At 40.6% G+C, this 18092-nt stretch carries 10 protein-coding genes; 1 reads left to right on the top strand and 9 read right to left on the bottom strand.

Annotation, left to right across the window (positions count from 1 at the left end):
* Positions 1-384, top strand: a complete 384-nt coding sequence (locus ABIN91_RS09795; RefSeq protein WP_348050914.1) for a hypothetical protein — start codon at positions 1-3, stop codon at positions 382-384.
* Here the strand turns inward: ABIN91_RS09795 and ABIN91_RS09800 are convergent.
* From ABIN91_RS09800 to ABIN91_RS09840, 9 genes are all read right to left on the bottom strand, one after another.
* Complete coding sequence (locus tag ABIN91_RS09800) at positions 381-3752, bottom strand: DEAD/DEAH box helicase (RefSeq protein WP_348050915.1); 3372 nt, start codon at positions 3750-3752, stop codon at positions 381-383. The two genes, ABIN91_RS09795 and ABIN91_RS09800, sit on opposite strands and share 4 nt — an antisense overlap.
* 164 nt (positions 3753-3916) lie before the next feature.
* Entirely contained in the window at positions 3917-4477 is a 561-nt protein-coding gene (gene efp / locus ABIN91_RS09805; protein ID WP_348050916.1) for an elongation factor P, read from the bottom strand.
* A 120-nt stretch (positions 4478-4597) separates the two neighbouring features.
* Positions 4598-6229, bottom strand: a complete 1632-nt coding sequence (locus tag ABIN91_RS09810) for a fucose isomerase (RefSeq protein WP_348050917.1) — start codon at positions 6227-6229, stop codon at positions 4598-4600.
* Positions 6230-6298: 69 nt separating this feature from the next.
* Positions 6299-7237 (bottom strand): dihydrodipicolinate synthase family protein, encoded by a 939-nt coding sequence (locus ABIN91_RS09815; RefSeq protein ID WP_348050918.1) that lies wholly within the window; start codon positions 7235-7237, stop codon positions 6299-6301.
* Positions 7238-7264: 27 nt separating this feature from the next.
* Positions 7265-8824 (bottom strand): sodium:solute symporter, encoded by a 1560-nt coding sequence (locus ABIN91_RS09820; RefSeq protein WP_348050919.1) that lies wholly within the window; start codon positions 8822-8824, stop codon positions 7265-7267.
* 359 nt (positions 8825-9183) lie between these two features.
* Positions 9184-11460, bottom strand: coding sequence for a GH92 family glycosyl hydrolase (locus ABIN91_RS09825; RefSeq protein WP_348050920.1), 2277 nt, complete (start codon positions 11458-11460; stop codon positions 9184-9186).
* A 10-nt stretch (positions 11461-11470) separates the two neighbouring features.
* Positions 11471-14608, bottom strand: coding sequence for a glycoside hydrolase family 2 TIM barrel-domain containing protein (locus ABIN91_RS09830; protein WP_348050921.1), 3138 nt, complete (start codon positions 14606-14608; stop codon positions 11471-11473).
* 47 nt (positions 14609-14655) lie between these two features.
* Positions 14656-15855, bottom strand: coding sequence for a DUF5009 domain-containing protein (locus ABIN91_RS09835; protein WP_348050922.1), 1200 nt, complete (start codon positions 15853-15855; stop codon positions 14656-14658).
* A gap of 22 nt (positions 15856-15877) precedes the next feature.
* Positions 15878-18079 carry an alpha-N-acetylglucosaminidase gene (locus tag ABIN91_RS09840; protein ID WP_348050923.1) on the bottom strand — a complete coding sequence of 734 codons (2202 nt, stop codon included), beginning with the start codon at positions 18077-18079 and terminating at the stop codon, positions 15878-15880.
* Positions 18080-18092 lie beyond the last annotated feature (13 nt).

Here is an 18092-nt window from a genome sequence, read left to right on the forward strand (position 1 = left end):
ATGGAGAATTTCGAGATCAACATTGATTATCAAGAATGGAGTAAAAAGCCCGCTATAATAGATTTTATTGCAGCATTATTCGATACAAAAGACACTGCTTCTGCACTTTTAAAACTGGCCATAGAACGCGAAAACAATGAATATGGTGGTTCGCCAGAAGTAGAACAGCTTTCGCTAGAAAATATCAGTTACGATACTGAATTAAAAACCGGGAGATTCAGAGTAGTTTATCATATCAAATTTCATTTCACTTGTTCGGATTACAGGAAGGAAAAAGGCGGACAAACTTCTGATTGGAGTTTTAAGTTTGATTTAGAAAATGTCAAATTACACTTTCAAGGACCAGCGTACCTTGATCTGCGCTCTACAGCAGATGAATTTTAGGACAACAAGCCCAACAGATCGGTTTTAGATAGCGAGCCAATGAACGAATTGTTTGGCTTGATCAAGCCATCAGTTAATTCGCGTTTAGTTTCCTGTACCTGTATTATTTTTTCTTCTACTGTGCCGGTGCATATCATTCGTACCGCTACAATGTTTTTGTTTTGCCCGATACGGTGCGAACGATCAATAGCCTGATTCTCTACCGCTGGGTTCCACCAGGGATCAACCAAATAAACATAGTCGGCCTCGGTTAAATTTAGCCCTGTACCGCCTGCTTTTAGGCTGATCAAAAACACGCGGATGCCTGCATCTTCCTGAAAATCCTTGACCACAGATTGACGGTTACGGGTACTTCCTGTTAAGTATGAAAAACGAATATTGCGTTTAACCAATTCTTTCCGGATCAGATCAAGCATAGAAACAAATTGCGAGAATACCAGTATTTTGTGTTGCCCCATTTTCCCTGTAATCTCGTCTATCAGCAGGTCAATTTTTGCTGACTTGTCATCAGATACTTTATCATCCCCTAACAAAATGGGCGAATCACATATCTGCCGCAACCTGGTTAAACCTTTCAGCACGTTCATCGGGCTTTTGCGTATTTCATCGTTAGTGGTTGCCGAAATATATTCTCTGAACTCTTTTTCGTAAGCATCATAAATACGGCGTTGCTCTACCCCCATCTCACAATATAAAACCATTTCCGTTTTATCGGGCAACTCTTTTGCAACTTCCTGCTTGGTACGGCGCAGAATAAAGGGTTTGATCTTGACCTGTAATTCCCTCAATCGCCTGCTGTCTTTAAACTGATCTATCGGGCCTAAGTAGATATCTTTAAAGTACTGTTTACTTCCCAACAAACCCGGGCAGGCAAAGGAAAGTTGTCCGTATAAATCGTAAGTGTTGTTTTCCATCGGTGTACCCGTGATCACAATTTTGTTGCGTGATTTGAGCAGCCGAACTGTTTTATACCGCTGCGATTCTGGATTTTTGATTAGCTGCGATTCGTCCAGAAAAACGTAGTTAAAATTGTAGTTTTTTAAAAAGTTGATATCGGCTAATAAGGTTCCGTACGAGGTGAGTACGATCTCGTATTGATCAAAATCAACTATGCTTTTTATACGATCTGCGCCGTAAATGGTGTGTATTTTTATAGATGGTGCAAACTTAGCAACCTCGGCCTGCCAGTTAAAAATAAGCGATGTGGGTACAACCAGTAAATTCACATTGTGGGCTACTTTTGCCCTTTGCGAGAGTATAAATGCTATTATTTGCACTGTTTTGCCCAAGCCCATATCATCGGCCAAACAACCGCCAAAATTAAAATCGTCCAAAAAATTAAGCCAGTTTAAGCCTTGCTTTTGGTATTCGCGTAAAGTTCCATTAAGCTCTAACGGAATTGCAACGGGCTTGATAGATTCAAAGTTATTTAGCTTATCGCGATAAATGCCAAGTTCCTTTTTAACTCCTTCGTCTAACAATTGCTGCTCGTACAATAACTCAATGGCCGAAAAATTGATCTTAGGCGTGCGGATGGTTTCATCATCAGCAACTTCGCCGCTATTAAAATAATTAGTGAACTTCTCTATCCATTCTGCTGGTAATATGCCCATGGTTCCGTCGTCCAACTGCACATACTTGCTTTTGTTTTTAATGGCTTTTTGGATCTGCTGCAAAGCCGCTTTCTTTTTGCCGAAACGGGCACTAACTATGGTATTGAACCAGTTGATGCCACTTAAAACATTGATGGTTATTTTTACCTTATTGGGATTAAGCTTGTTGCCCTCCAGCTCGTTAAAACCTAAAATGGTAATACCTTGTTGTTGCCATTCTTCAAAAGTGTTTAAAAACCAATCTTCTTGTAAGAAGCGCTTTTTGTGGAGGTAAAAATAATGCAGATCATTATCTACTTGTTCTTCAAAAAAGGGGTGCTGCCTGATAAGCAGAGCTGTGAACGCGGTTTCTGCATCCTCGCTCCTTTGTACCTTAAATTCGGTACCCTTAATATCGGCGCTAAATATTTGTCTCCGGCTCCTGATCGGGATTTCAGCCTCTCCATATCTAATCACCGGAATCAGCATCACATGCTGCCCAAAATCTGAAAGGTAAATGAGCCGTTCAACAGACTGGTTAAAACCTTGTTGCTCCAGTTGCTTGAGTGTGGCAATTTTGATGTGTTTATAATTAATCTCTACATAGTCTTCCAGCGGAGTAAGCAACTGTTTTTGGAATTGGGGATACTTTGAAGTGTGGACTAACAGATTATCCGGTTTATTTTTTAATAAAGCTATCACACCTAACATCTGCAAGTTATCAACCAGGTAAAGCGTATCCTTTAGCGCAATAAAATAGTTAAACCTAACCTGCAATTCATTCAATTGATGAGTATTCCCATTGATTTTAAGGCTACCCGAAAGCTCATAAAACTGATCTTTAGTTTGTATTTTCAGATCCAGCTCATTTTGAATGATACTCACCCTAATTGGAACTACCGAAGCAGCAGTTACATTTTCTGAGACATCGGAATTATGATAATAAAAATCATAATTGAGTGGATTGTTTATTATAGCCCTTAATGCCGGTAAATCTGATTCGTTTTTTTGTGTTTGATTATGATTTTGAAATTTGTGGATGCCGGTAAAAAATTTAACAGCTTGCGGATCTTCGGTTTCCCAAAGCATATCCAATGGAGCTATAGGGCTTAAAGGGTTTTTAACCTTACCATTTTGAGTGGCTTTTGCCCTGAATAACTCTACGATCAAATAGCCATAATACTTATGCTGGCGCAATAAAACGCAAAGTTTTTGATCCTGGTGATGAGCCGTGTCTTTCGGTAAAGTATCTAATACACTGGTTTTCATCTGCACCAGGCTTTCTGTAGTAACCGATATCAAACCAGCTTGTCGTGGACTAAAACTGATTCTTTTATTCAAATAGTCAACCTGGAAATATTGATCCAGATCCGGCTCGTTTTCCATACCATAATCAGCCGCGAATTTGCTTAATTTTTCATATCGCAATACACGATCAAAAAAAACGCGAAACTCATCCCTTTGCAGGATAGCGTTTAATACCTGCCCCTCATGTTCGCAAAGTTTGCCCGGAGGATGCACACATGTGCAATTGAGATGAAGGTCATCACCTGCCAAACTTACACTTACTAAAGGAAAAATAATATTTTGGTATTGATTGGTAAAAATGCCCTGATTAAGTTCCAGTACTTGGGGGATAATAGGCTGTACTGCTAATTTATCGAAAGATACACCGCCTGCGGTATGTTGCGCAATAATGTGAGAGTTGAGGCCTGTGAATTTAAAATCCGTCCACACCAACTCGTTTCCACCGGCTAAATTGATTAATTGCGTCACTTACTCAAAACAACAATATTTTTTGGAGAAACGGAATATTTATTACTAACTACTGATAGTTCTTAGTTTGAAAGATGCAATTAGTGTAAAGGCTTACTGATAATTAAGATGAGTTACCAGAACGGCAAATCATCTTAATTAAAACTAATATCAGGATGTGCTCCTTATTTCACACGCTCCAGATATTCTCCTGTGCGGGTATCAACTTTTATTTTATCGCCCTGGTTAACAAATAGAGGTACTTTAATTTCAATACCATTCTCTGTTGTCGCGGTTTTAAGTGCGCCGGAAGATGTATCGCCTTTAACAGCCGGTTCGGCATAGGTAATTTCCAACTCTACATGGTTAGGTGCCTGCGCCATAATAGGTTCTTCACTTTCGAAGGAAACAATTACGTTCATTCCTTCTTTCAAAAATTTCACAGCCGGACCAAATAGTGATTTTGGGATGTTAAACTGATCATATGTGGTGTTATCCATAATAACCATAAAGTCACCATCTTCGTACAGATATTGAAAATCATTGGTTTCGACCCGGCAAATCTCAACCTGCTCGTCGGTCCCTAAACGCGCCTCTACAATTTTTCCGGTTTTTATGTTCCGAAACTTATCTAAATAAAAAGCACCGCCTTTACCGGGTGTACGATGCATAACTTCTGTAACGGTTACTAATTCGCCGTTGTAGCGTAATATATTTCCTACTTTAACTTCAGATGCCTTTGCCATTGAATACGATTATAATTTTTAAAATTCAAAGATAGATTAAGTTATGATAAAGGTTTATTTTTTAGAAAAATTATCCTTTGGTAAGCATTGTCAATCGTCAATTCGCAACGCTGTGTACCATCAGGCATATTGTTCGCCCTTAATATCAACATCTCCACAAAAATGCACTTCAATACCCAAACCGTCCATAGCGGCTGCTTTTATACGGCAAGCCTGGTTTGCTTGTTGCTTATTGTTTGTGTATACTACATGAATATGGTTGGCCTGATGCCTGGCCATCAACTGGTCGCGCGAAACGCCGCTCAATACAGCGTGCATTATTGGCCATTGCGGCGTTGTTAACTGCCAACGACGTGTAGATTCTGCTTCGTTAAGTTTAACAGCCTCTCCTACTCCTAAATCACAATGGAGTTTACCATCCATAATATATACCCTGCTCCACACCAGGCTACCGGGCTTGCTTACCCCTTTTAATGTACCGCCTCCCAATTTGAAAAACATGGGTGGCTGGCGATCACTACTGGCGCCTTTATAACCGTTTTCAAAATGAGACGCGGGAACGGCTCCTGATATCAGGAAAACCCAAACAAAGTCGTCAATGCCGTCGCCTTTATAATGCTCCCCCCATCTGATATCATGTAGGGTATTTTCGCCAGATAAGCCCAGCTTATTCCAAAGATGGTAAGTTAACAAGGCATCTATACCGGCACACTCATCTACTTCGTTAAAATGAGGTAATGCTTTACCCGGATATAGTTCTGTACCGCTTTCGGAGTATACCGGGGGCCGCTCCGTATTATTTAATAATCCTTCTACCAAATCACTGGCAACCGTAAGGTCTCTTAGCCCTTGTTGATATTGTATTCCAATGGTATCACAACCAAACTCATCCGCAATACGCATTGCCGCAATGTACATTTTACACTGCTCCAATGTTTGTTTTTCGGTTAATTCAGTAACATCATCTATGCCCCAATTAAAAGTCATCCCTTTTTGTTGCAGCCATTGCAAAACGTCCCTGGCCTCTTCATCTTTTACTTGTAACATCCGTGCATACAAAGCCGACTGGCTTAAGCGCTCTTTAAATATACCTGTAGCGTGTAGCAAATGATCGGGAACTATAGCATTGTACATACCCATACAGCCTTCGTCAAACACCCCCATAATGGCTTTATTGCCTTTTAGTTCGGCAGCAAAATCAGCACCAGTTTTTTGTTCACTGGCTGGTATTTTAACTAAGTTATAATCTTTAACATGGCTTTGATCGTGCTTTAATACACCAGTGTTTAACCACTCTTTTAATCCTTCTTTAAAAAAAACATCTGTAAAAGTTTCACTCCATAGGGTACTGTAAAACACCTCGGCCTTTGTAAGTGAGCCATTAAGATTTAACATCCCTACCAAACCCGGCCACTGCCCACTCCAGTTAGCCAATGTTAAAATTGGGCCTTTATGTGTTGTTAACCCAGCTAACACATGGTGGCTGTATTGCCAAACGCTCTCGGCAACAATTAAAGGTACGTTAACCGGAATATTACGAAATACCTCCATCCCCATTCGCTGAGAATCAATAAAGCCATGTTTCTTTTCAGCACTATATTCATGAGCCCTTTTTACTGTCCATCCCTCGTGTTCTATTGCTTTGGTAAGCATGGCTTCCATTTCGGCTTGGGCAGCCCAGCACATTTGGTTTGCCGATAAGCGCAAATCGCCGCTACATATCAGGTAAACTTGTTTTTCTGTAGGTTTCATTAATTATTAGATTTAATGGATATCGTTGGTTTAAAATTTCGAATAATAGCGCTAAATCCTGTGTATTAATTACACGGCAACATGCTTAATTTCAATCTCGCTACTTAATAAGTTATACCTATCGTGCAAAGCATCAATAGCTTTTTCAACATTCAGATCAAAAACACCTACATCATCCCTACGTGTGAAAGTGGATATATCAAATCCTCGTTTTTGAAGATAATATTTTGAGATAGTTGGATATACGTGATGCATTACATCCATATTGTCGATAAAAAATTGTTGAACCTGGTCAATCTGTTGTTTTAAGGCGCTATTGTTATAATTTTCGCACAGCCATGTAATTAACTCCGGAAAGAAATTCCCCTGAATACAAGACAAACCTGACGCACCCGCTTTTAAAGATTCTACGGCATGTGCCATATAGGCATCGTACAAGCCAAATTCATGGCCTTGAGTAGCTGCAAGTTTTGCTTTGATCTGCTCGATATCAAGGCAAGTATCTTTATGATAAGTTACCCGTCCGGTGGCTACAATGCGGCCTAATTGTTCCGGACTTATCAATCTTTTATATGGCACGGGGCATTCATAAAAGCCTAATGGAACGTTTTCTGTTAGCTCCAGCAACTTAAACACATTCGCTTCAAATACATCATCCTGATCAGTCTCACCAGCCAGCAGGCCAGTAATACCTATCACAGCCTGGACTCCGGTTGAATAAACCTTTTTTATAAAATCCGCTTGTTTTTGCAAATCAGTTCCAAAAGTTCCTGTAGCTACTACAGGTACCTGTCCGTCGGCTACTTTTATAACCTCTTCTATCACTTGAATGCGTTCTGTTTCAGATAGCTCGAACATTTCACTAGACAAACAGTTGGCAAATAAACCCGCAGCTCCAGATTCGATATATAATTCCGTCAACTTGGCTAATCCATAAAAATCAATATCTCCATTTTGTTTAAATGGCGTAAGCATTACCGGGATAAACCCTTTATCTGATTTGTTCATCTGTTCAATTATTATTAAAATTTATGATTAAGTAAGAGCTGGCTTTTTAAATTTTGATATCAGTGTGCCGGATAGAAAAATAGAGAGTGTACCCACCACAATGATCATATTGGCATGCAGTGGATTTTTGAGATACGAATATTGATCTGGAATTAAATACGACAACGACATCCAAACAATAAGCAGGATACCTATAATTGTGGCAGCAAGTGCTTCCATGTTACCAGATCTTTTGCTGATTAAACCCAACAGGAACAGGCCGAGCATTCCGCCGGCGAAAATACCTGAGAGTTGCCACCAAATATCCAATATGCTTTTCACCCCGATCATGGCTATGCCGCATGCCATACCTGCCAATCCGAATATGATTGTTGAGATATGCAATAAACGCAGGGTTTGCGTTGAGCTAATATTTGATTTAAAATACCGTTTGTAAATATCTTCGGAGAAAACCGTCGCTGAAGCATTCATTCCTGAACTGATGGTACTCATGGCAGCAGACAGAATTGCCGAAACGATCAGCCCTACTAAACCAGTTGGGATCATGGTAACCATAAAGTGGGGCATTACTTTATCTCCATAGTCGGAAGGTAGTAATGTAGCTGCAAGATTCCGCACATCAGCAGACGATGCTCCAATACCCAAACGCTCCGCGGCAACCTGTAGTTTAACTGGTTCTATCATTGCGGGATTAACCTGATAATAAGCATATAAACATGTACCGATAACAAAAAACAGTAGCGAAGCCGGCACATAGATCCACACACAAAGCCATACCGATTTGGAAGCTTCTTTGGCAGATTTAGCCGTATGGTAACGCTGTATGTAGTTTTGATCCATACCAAAATTGTTCAGATTGATAAAGAAGCCATACAGCAGCACTACCCAAAAAGTGGATTGAGTAAAGTTTGGTGTAAAGCTTCCGATACTGAATTTGTGGTCCTTTTGCCCAATTTCGATGATCTTGGAAAGCCCCCCCGGCATATTGATCACTACCAGGTAGATAATGAGCGCTCCACCCAGTGTTTTTAAAACCCCTTGCACTACTTCTGTCCAAATTACAGCCTCTATGCCCCCCATTACGGTGTAAATAATAATACAAATGCCTGTTATCAGCATTATAATTTCCATGCTATAACCCGTTAATGCCTGCAACGTTAGCGAGATACCAAAAAATATGGACCCCATTCTGGCTAACTGGGTAAGTAAAAAGCAAACTACAGCATAGGTGCGAGCCCAAGCGCCAAAACGTTTTTCTAAGTTGGTGTAGGCTGATACCTGCCCTGTGCTTCTGTAAAACGGAACAAAATATTTTGCTGCAACCCAAGCCGCGAATGGCATTGAAATGCTGAATACAAAAGCGTTCCAGTTAGAACCAAAAACCTTACCCGGTACCCCCAAAAATGTATTGCTGCTCAAAAAAGTAGCATAAATTGACATCCCGATTGCCCAACCTGGTATTGACCCGGAAGCACTGGAATATTGCTCCGGGTTTTTATTCTTTCGCGAAAAATAAACCCCGACCGCAATCATCGCTATAAGGTAAAGAGCGATCACGATGATATCGAGGATTGGAAGGCTTTTCATATTTTTTATTATTTGTAATGCTACCACCCATATTAACGGAACCTTAGCATATAAAAGAAGCTTCTATAATTAGTTAATGACAAAGCTATTTCAAAAAAAAGCTTTTTGGCTTTGATATTTTTGCCATAACCTGTAGTATATTATCACAATTAACGATTAAACGAATTGGGAGAGAATACAATGCTGTGGGAGCAGATACGAACAAGGGCTTATTTAGGGATCAATTACAAGTAGGTAGCGCAACTTACTTTACAATTCCCTCTGATGAAAAAAGCGAATCAGATCAGCAACCCCTGGCAGGATAACTGATCATGATAATAAATTAAAAAACGAATAATTTATGTATCAAATAAATGAAACTACTTGCCTGACCGATGATAAGGTTTATTGGCCCAATTATGATCTGGTGTTTCTTGTAAGTAGACTATTAGATTACCGCCTTTAGTAATGTCGCTGTAACGAATAAAATTTGCTGGCATTAATTTACCATTCAACTTTACTGCATGTATGTACTTTGCATTTTTACCGGTTTTATGACAGGTGATTTGAAATGTTTTACCATTTTTTAGATTGATGGTTACATTATCAAATAATGGTGTACAAAGTAAGTATTCTCCCGCTATCGGGTTTAAGGGATAAAAGCCCATCGAAGCAAACATATACCAGGCCGACATTTGACCAGCATCGTCATTACCGCCTAAACCACCCGGGCCGTCGCTATATTCAGCCGCTAATATTTTATGTACTGCCGCCTGCGTTTTCCATGGTGACGAGGTATAATTATACATAAATGGTATCTGATGCCCAGGTTCGTTACCATGCCAGTATTCGTTTTTTTGGAATAAGCTATCTAAAGCCGATTCCAATTTATTGGCACCACCCATCAATTTGCTTAAGCCGGGTACATCATGTGGTACATAAAAAGTGTATTGCCTTGCAGTCCCTTCGGTAATGTAAGTTTCCTTTTTATCAGGATCAAAAGGGGTTGACCATGAACCATCAGCATGCCTTCCTCTTACAAAGCCCGATTGTTTATCAAAAACGTTAGCATAATAGCCAGATCTTTCTTTCAGGGAAACATAATCTGAGGTTTTGTGCAATGCCTTTGCAAACTGTGCCAAAGCATAATCATCATAAGCATATTCCATTGTACGGCTTACCTGTTCCATTTTGTGGAAGGCATCCAAAACACTATCCTCAACAGGGATATATTTATATTTTAAATAACTATCCAATGCCCTGCGGCCTTTGCCTTCCAGGTAATCGCTTTTACTTGCCGGTGTATCAAAAGCATTGTGCCTTAATAGCTGGTAAGCTCCGGTCGCGTTATAATTACTGATCCCTTTTAAATAGGCCGAACTAATAACTGAAGTTGTATGATCGCCTATCATCTCGGATGTATAACTATTCCAGCAAGGGAATATCGGCATCCAGCCGCCTTGTTTACCTTTTAACAGGAGCGATTGTACCAGGTTGTTAACCAATAGCGGGTTTAATATCTCAAACAATGGTATCTGCGCCCGGTAAATATCCCACATCGAAAAATCATCGTAGTAATTTCCCTGAACTAATTTTTCTGTTTGGTATGCCGACGAAAAACGTGGATACCGTCCATCAACATCGTTAAACAAACGCGGCTGCTGCATAGTGTGATAATATGCGGTATAAAAAATGCGCTTATCCCGTTCAATACTGGTTGTTATTTTTATCTGACTTAAAGCTTTTTGCCATATCTGTTTATTTGCCGCAGCAATCTGTTCAAAGTTAAAACCCGGCATCTCGGCTTCCAGATTTTTGCGCGCGCCCGCTATACTTGTAAAAGAAGTCCCTATCCTGATGATTAGCTTTTCGCCTTTGTTAAGTTTAAAGCCAATGTAAGCGCCTATATCTGCTTTGTTTTTGATACTATCAAGCGCAAATACTTTGTCGCCCACAAAAGTGCCGGAATGCTCAATACTGCGTTCAACCCTGATCACAAAAAAACCGCTAAAGCCAGCGCTTTTCCCCCAGCCCTGATAAATACGGTGAGCCGGATTATAGCCGTATACTTCGCCTTTTTGTGCATCTACTTTAATAAAACCTTCGTGATAATTGCTGTTAGGGGTTATAAGCAGATACAAACTATCGGTTTTATCCATTGTAAACTGCATCATGCCACAACGTTCGGTAGCGGTTACAGCAGCTTTGAGTTGATATTGCTTCAGATTGATCTGGTACAAATTGGGTGCTGCTATTTCATCAGCATGATCAAAAGTTGCCGCGTAACCTCTTGTTTTAAGCTTACCCGTAATGGGCATAACGGTAAAGCTGCCATAATCCTGCATGCAGGAGCCACTTATCCAATGTGAGCCTCGTAAACCGCTAAACTGGTCATCTTTATAATAATAAGGCGGGATACATTTGGTTTCGCCAGGCTGGGTTTGTGCTGTCCATTGTGTCATCCCGAAAGGAACCGTTACCGCCGGAATAGTATTGGCGAAATTTGCCAATACCGACCCATGTTTTAAAGCAGCGGCGGTTGTAGCCGATGCCGTACCCGCCATAGGTTGAACATATTGCACTACATCCTGCCCACAAGCTACTGAAAACCAAAATACTAATAGTATAGAAAACGAATATTTAAAGATCTTATTCATTGATTCAAATTTATTCAACTTTATTATTCGCGTTAGCAACCGGTTTTAGCCTGAATGTAAATTGGTACTTGCTCGTATTTAACAAATACTCAGGATGCACACGCGGGCTCCAGCTATCATCGCCGCCAAGCCCCATCTGTTTATAATCAATATGGAGATAGGTTTTATCACCTCTTTTTAAATAGTGCGATAGCTTTGATTCGTTTAAAGCCTGCTGCGAATAATCCTGAACGTTAATGTTCATCAAAGGCTCGCCTGTGGCTAATAGCCCGCTACCATTATCGTTTGATAACATTGCCCAGCGCACATCGGTTTTATTACCTGTTTCTTGCGGCATTACATAAGCAAAGTGCTGATCGGCCACATTACTGCTGTAAACACCCGCAAAGGCGCTCTCTTTCCGGTCATCATAACTTTCAAACGGGCCGTTACCAAACCAAGTTAGTTTATTATATGATGAAGGAAGTTCTAACCTTAAACCCACCCTTGCCAATGGCGGTAACTTATCGTTGCTCATAAACTCATTTTCAATTTTAACTTCGCCGTTACCATAAACTGTATACGCAGCAATATAATCTATACTGCCCTTTTTTAATTTGATGGTGTTTTTAATTTTAACCGATACCGTACCAGGATTGGTGTTTTTAAACTTGATTTCAACCGGGACTATGCTAATGGAATCCAGCCCGGCATTGCGCCAGCCTTGCGCATAACTTCTTCGTTTGCCGCCCTCATCATTGTCTGTTGGTACCCGCCACAAGTCTGGCACAATATTCCCGGCTAACAATTCTAAGCCACGGTATTTGTACGAACTTAACGAACCTGATGCTTTATCAAAAGTTAAACTAAAATCTTTACCAAAAACAATTACCTCATTAGTATTTTGTATTGTAGAAACCACAGGTAAAACACTAGCAATCAAGTCGTTTTTAGCTTGGTTTACAGTGGAAACAATCAATTGTTCAGAAGCTAGCACATATCCTTTAGCGGCCCAAAGCTGGTCTGTTTTTAAAGTAAAACTAAAATTAAGGTGATATTCATTCCCCGGTTTTATCTGCGATCTATCGTACGGAATCGTTAACTCTGCCGATTGTTGCGGAGCTACAGCTAAATCATTGATCATGCCGTTTTGTATGCTACGGCCATTTTCTAACAGTTCCCAATGCAGGTTAACATCATTCAGGTTTTTAAAATAAAATCCGTTAGATACACTTACTTTTCTGGCTGCCAAATTGATCGCCTTAACATTAATATTCTGCATTACTTTTTTGGCCTCATTTATTTCGGGCTGTGGTGTTCTATCTGGGTTCACCAAACCATCGTTAGCATTTGCGCTGTCAATACGGTCTATAATGTTCCAGTACTCACGTCCGTTTTTATCCTTACCACGAATACCCTGGTCAACCCAATCCCAGGTAAAGCCGCCCTGTAAACGTGCATATTTATAAAATACATCCCAATACTTTCTAAAATTACCCAGGCTGTTACCCATCGAATGCGCATATTCGCATACAATTATAGGGCGCGTAGTATCCTGTTTCATAAAACGGGTTATCTCGTCAATATCCGGGTACATCATGGATATGATATCGTACCGGTTAAGTATTCGCACGCCGTTTGGTGTTTTACCCTCGTAATGTATGGGCCGGGTATTATCTATCTGTTTAATGGCCGCATACATGGCATCAAAGTTTGAGCCCCAGCCAGATTCATTCCCCATAGACCAGAATATAATGCTCGGATGATTTTTATCGCGTTGAACCATGGCAGTACCCCTATCTACATAAGCTTTTTTCCATTCAGGTTTATCGGATATATAATTTTTTGAACGTGCCCATAAACCATGACATTCCAGGTTGGCTTCGTCCATAACATATAGTCCATACTGGTCACACAACTCATACCACTCTGTAGCATTAGGGTAGTGGCAGGTACGCACCGCATTAATGTTATGCTGCTTCATCAATTCAATATCGCGTATCATAGATTCCCTGGTAATATACCTACCGGTGTACATATCAAATTCGTGGCGGTTAACACCTTTTATTTTGATAGCCTGCCCATTAACCAGCAGTGTACCGTTCTTGATCTCTACTTTACGGAAACCTACTTTAGATGTGATCACTTCGGCCACCTTGCCATCGGCATCCAATAGTTGGATGATGAGCAAATACAGGTTTGGAGTTTCGGCAGTCCATTTGGCGGGGTTATTTATGTTGTGTTTGATATGTAATACATTCTCGCCAAGTGGAAGGAGTTTGGAAACAGCTTGTGTTTCCGAAAAAATATCATTTTTGTCCGCGTCCTGCAAGGTTACTTTAACGCTGTAACCATTACCTGCTTTGCGGATGTAGTTATGCAAGTTAAAATTAACATCTAACTCCGCGTTACGGTATTGATCATCAAGCGTGGTTTTGGTATAAAAATCCCGGATATGCACTTCAGGAGTAGCAAATAAAAATATATCTCTGAATATACCGCTCAAACGCCAAAAATCCTGGTCTTCTATATAGCTGCCATCGCTCCAGTTGATTACTTCGGCAGATAGTGAATTTTCTCCTTTTTGCAGATAGGGCGTTATGTTAAATTCGGCTGGTGTCATGCCATCTTCGTGATAGCCTACTTTTTTACCGTTTATCCAAACATATAAAGCAGATTGCGCCGCCGCGAAATGCAGGAAAATCTGTTTGCCTTTCCAGTTATCGGCAATACGGAATGTGGTTTTATATAAGCCGGTTGAGTTGGTATCTGTTTTAGGTACCTTTGGAGGATCAGAGGGGAATGGATAGATGATATTGGTAAATATAGGCCGGTCATACTTACCGCTCATTTGCCAATTACCGGGTACCCAAAGGTTATCCCAGCCAGATGCATCATAGTTTTTATCAGAGAAGTTTGCCGGAACCTGTAGTGGATTTTTGCACCACATAAACTTCCAGTTGCCATTGAGGCAATGGTACAGATCCGACTGTTCTTTATCAAACGTTAGCGCCGTTGCCATACTGCTAAATGGGATCAATGTACTATGCGCCCGCTCGGTATTGATCTGGGTAACCGCCGGATTTTCCCAATCATATTGCTGGGCATGAAGGGCATGGGTGCTTAATATGTATAAAAACGCTAATAAGCTATTAATTTTATGTTTCATAGAAGTATAAGTCAATCAATGATATCGCAGATGCTATTCAAAGCCAGCTATATTTTCAGGAATATCTTATTCCGGTACAAAAACCATAGCATTACCAGTTGTGTAACTACTATTGATATGGCCAGCCATACTTGCTGCCAGCTTTGTGATGCATATTGAATTAGGCCACCAAATAAATAATTGGCCGTATATTCAAAATCGATCATCCCCTCAGCTGCAAGGTATATAATAATAGAGTTTACACCGATGAGCACAAAAGGGAAAGCCCATTTACGATAACCGGCAACATCAATGATAAAATAAAAAACAGAAAGTAAAACCATGCTCCATCCGCCTACAAATAAAACAAACGAACTTGTCCAAAGGCGTTTATTTATAGGGAAGGTCAAATTCCATAAACTGCCTACGGCGATGAGCAGCAAACCGCCAATAAATAGCGCAATACCTTTCTTCCACATGGGCCATTTTATGGAATCATACTTTAAAAACTGGCCGGTAAATATCCCCAACAAAGCCGTACCAATTGCCGGGATAGTTGATAAGATACCCTCCGGATCGTGAACCTTATCGTGCAGCCTGCCCGGAAGCAGCAAGCGGTCAATATACGACTCCAGGCTACCATTCATTGTTAACACTCCTGCTCCATATCCAGGAACGGGGATAAGCATCATTGCAGCCCAATACCCCAACAGTAAAGCTGCAAACCAAATAATTTGTTGTTTGAGGTTAAAATTAAGATAAATTAACCCGGCAAAAAACCAAGCCAAACCAATGCGGCCAAGCACACTGGCAAAGCGGGTGTGCTCATAACCGTTCCACTTAAAAAGCCCATTAACCACCATGCCCAAAAAGATCAGGATCAGGGTACGGCGAATCATGGGTCCATATATCTTCTTCTTTTCTGCAAATGGTAAATAATTGGCACTGCTTATACCCGCCCTCGTTAATTTATTACCAATGGAGTAAGGCATAGATACACCCGCGATAAACAGAAAAAGCGGAAAGATCATATCATAAAATGTAATACCATTCCATTCGGTATGATGCAATTGGCCAGACATCCATAGTAATACAGGCCAGTTGGTAGCTTTAGCAAGCGCGTGTACCACTCCTTCCCCACTCATGATCCAAAACATATCAAAACCACGCAGCGCATCTAACGAAAGTAAGCGTGGCAGCTTTACTGGTGCTTTATTAATATCATCTGTATTAATAAACGGATCGGATATGATGGGTTCATCAGGCATGCTTGTTAAATTTAAATGGTCGTTATAACTCTGCTCCAATTATTCCATTGTACTTTTTATAAAGCTGTTGAGCTATTATTATGCTATTACCATGGGTTATTACCGGATAAGCTTTTTGCGTATTAACCCACTGCCATTCCCACTCACTTAGTGCTTTATTAAAGGCAGGCATATCCATCGGCTTTGCATTTTGTAATGCTATACTTGCCTCAGCAAAAAACTTTTGCCAGCGTATTTTATAAAAATCGTTTAACAAGCCACTCCATTGCCTGCACGAATACTCGTGAAGCGGACTGTTATCATCTCCCCAAAGGGTGATCAAATCGCGCGCGTTACGTTCATATATCGCTTTTTCTGCTAAGGTGGTACCACAGTTACGGGCATCGGCAAGCCACGGGCCTAATAAAAAATCTTTACGGGTAGCTAAAAGCATATCCATATCACTAATCAATTGTAGATATTGATTGGCATATTTCTTAAAATCGGCCATATTCTTATCCTGATAGGCTTTTATCCATTTCTTTTGCAAAGGGCCGGCATAATTAGCCAGTATCTGCCGTGATATATCCACCAAATCATAATTAAAGCCGTCGCTTTTACTACAGGTTGGTATAGCTTGTATCATCTGACTCCAGGCAGGCAATAAATCTTTACGCTGGTAATTCAGTTTCGTTTTTGTCCATACTGTAGCGGTATCAAATGTTGGCCTCCCTGTTATAATAGATTCCGAAGCATCACGAATACCTTTCCCATTATAAACGGTTTGCTTTAGTATTTGCCAGGCTTTAATGGTATGTGCGTTCACATTTCCATAGCGGTTTAAAATGTAGGTTTGCAACCATTTGTCAACATCAATGGTTTTATTTTGCCAAACATTTTGGGTCATAAGTTCATACAACACAGGGTTTTGCTCTATCCCTTCCATAGTAAGACCAATGCCTTCCATCTTACCCGATGCTGCGTCGTGCAGGGCTAAAGCCGGCCCTTTTGCTACTTCTTCTATTCGCCCGAACATACCTATATTACCGCCAAAATTATGCAGCATATTCCAGATCCAGGGTTTACCGTAATAGGCTTCAGTACGTTTCCAAACGGGTTCAATTTCGGTAGCCAAGTCAAGTATGATCATGTGATCATTAGGAACAGATTCTAACAAGGCTTTAATTTGCGGAGTTTTCCAAAACTTGCGGTCGCTGTAAAAAAGCCAGCCCTGCATAACCCATATAGCTTTAGGATCGGCCTTACTCATAGCCTGATATACCCGCGAACTTAGTGCCGATAAATATGCAGGATCATCGGTAGGTGGTTCATTCTCGTTAAAAGTATCGGCCGAGTATAAGTGATCGGTACCATACAATTTGGTTTGCACCTGCAAAAACTTACGGCCAATTTCTTCAAACATTGGGTCTTCTGTGTCCAGGATGTAAGTATCACCAAAACCATTGTTCCAGTTGGTTTTTTTGAATTTTGACGATGGGAAATGTGTACTGAACGAAGCCGGCACATGCCCGGTGAAAGATTGCAAAACAGGTTTCATCCCAAGTTCGCGCTCACGCTGAAGGATCTTTTTTTGCAGATCCCTGTGAGTCGTCATCCACGATAAGGGAAGCGGGCCGCCCCATCCATCCAAATTACCCATCCAAAACCAGGAGAAATATGCCGGACCGCAAAAAAATGAGTTCAGGTCTGTATCGGTAAAGCCCATACTTTTATAAACTTCGTACCAGGTATACTCTTGCCCGGTTAAAGCTAAAGGCATGTTTATACCATGCAGGGCCATCCAGTCTATCTCTTTTTCCCAACGCTTCCAGTCCCACCAGCTCATGCTGTAATTGTAGGTACAATAGTTTAAGTAATAGCGATACTCGTATGGCGTAGTTTTATGCAACTTAGCAGTCAGTACGGGTAGTACACGGGGCAGTTTTAAATTAGTTCCGTTCCAGGTAATTTGGCAGTGGCAGTATTGGGTTAAATAATAATACAATGCCGACGCTACTGCTACACCGTTATTGCCTCTTAATATAATTTTGCTTTTTAGGCTTTCGATCTCAAAAGCATCTTTAGCGGTGTCATTCGCCAATTTTTGAACCGTAAAATGTTGCGCATGATTAGGTAATACCCTTTTAATAAGCGCGTAAGACGATTGTGTATTAAACTGTGCAGATGTTTTAACAGCAATACCAAAAATCAAGCAGAACATCAATACATATTTCATCCTTTTCATTTTTGCGACGGCT

The organism is Mucilaginibacter sp. (assembly GCF_039921305.1).
Lineage (GTDB): Bacteria > Bacteroidota > Bacteroidia > Sphingobacteriales > Sphingobacteriaceae > Mucilaginibacter.

Coding starts and splice junctions, on each gene's coding strand:
- ABIN91_RS09795 (WP_348050914.1), top strand. CDS start 1: ATGGAGAATTTCGAGATCAACATTGATTATCAAGAATGGAGTAAAAAG.
- efp (WP_348050916.1), bottom strand. CDS start 4,477: ATGGCAAAGGCATCTGAAGTTAAAGTAGGAAATATATTACGCTACAAC.
- ABIN91_RS09810 (WP_348050917.1), bottom strand. CDS start 6,229: ATGAAACCTACAGAAAAACAAGTTTACCTGATATGTAGCGGCGATTTG.
- ABIN91_RS09815 (WP_348050918.1), bottom strand. CDS start 7,237: ATGAACAAATCAGATAAAGGGTTTATCCCGGTAATGCTTACGCCATTT.
- ABIN91_RS09820 (WP_348050919.1), bottom strand. CDS start 8,824: ATGAAAAGCCTTCCAATCCTCGATATCATCGTGATCGCTCTTTACCTT.
- ABIN91_RS09825 (WP_348050920.1), bottom strand. CDS start 11,460: ATGAATAAGATCTTTAAATATTCGTTTTCTATACTATTAGTATTTTGG.
- ABIN91_RS09830 (WP_348050921.1), bottom strand. CDS start 14,608: ATGAAACATAAAATTAATAGCTTATTAGCGTTTTTATACATATTAAGC.
- ABIN91_RS09835 (WP_348050922.1), bottom strand. CDS start 15,855: ATGCCTGATGAACCCATCATATCCGATCCGTTTATTAATACAGATGAT.
- ABIN91_RS09840 (WP_348050923.1), bottom strand. CDS start 18,079: ATGAAAAGGATGAAATATGTATTGATGTTCTGCTTGATTTTTGGTATT.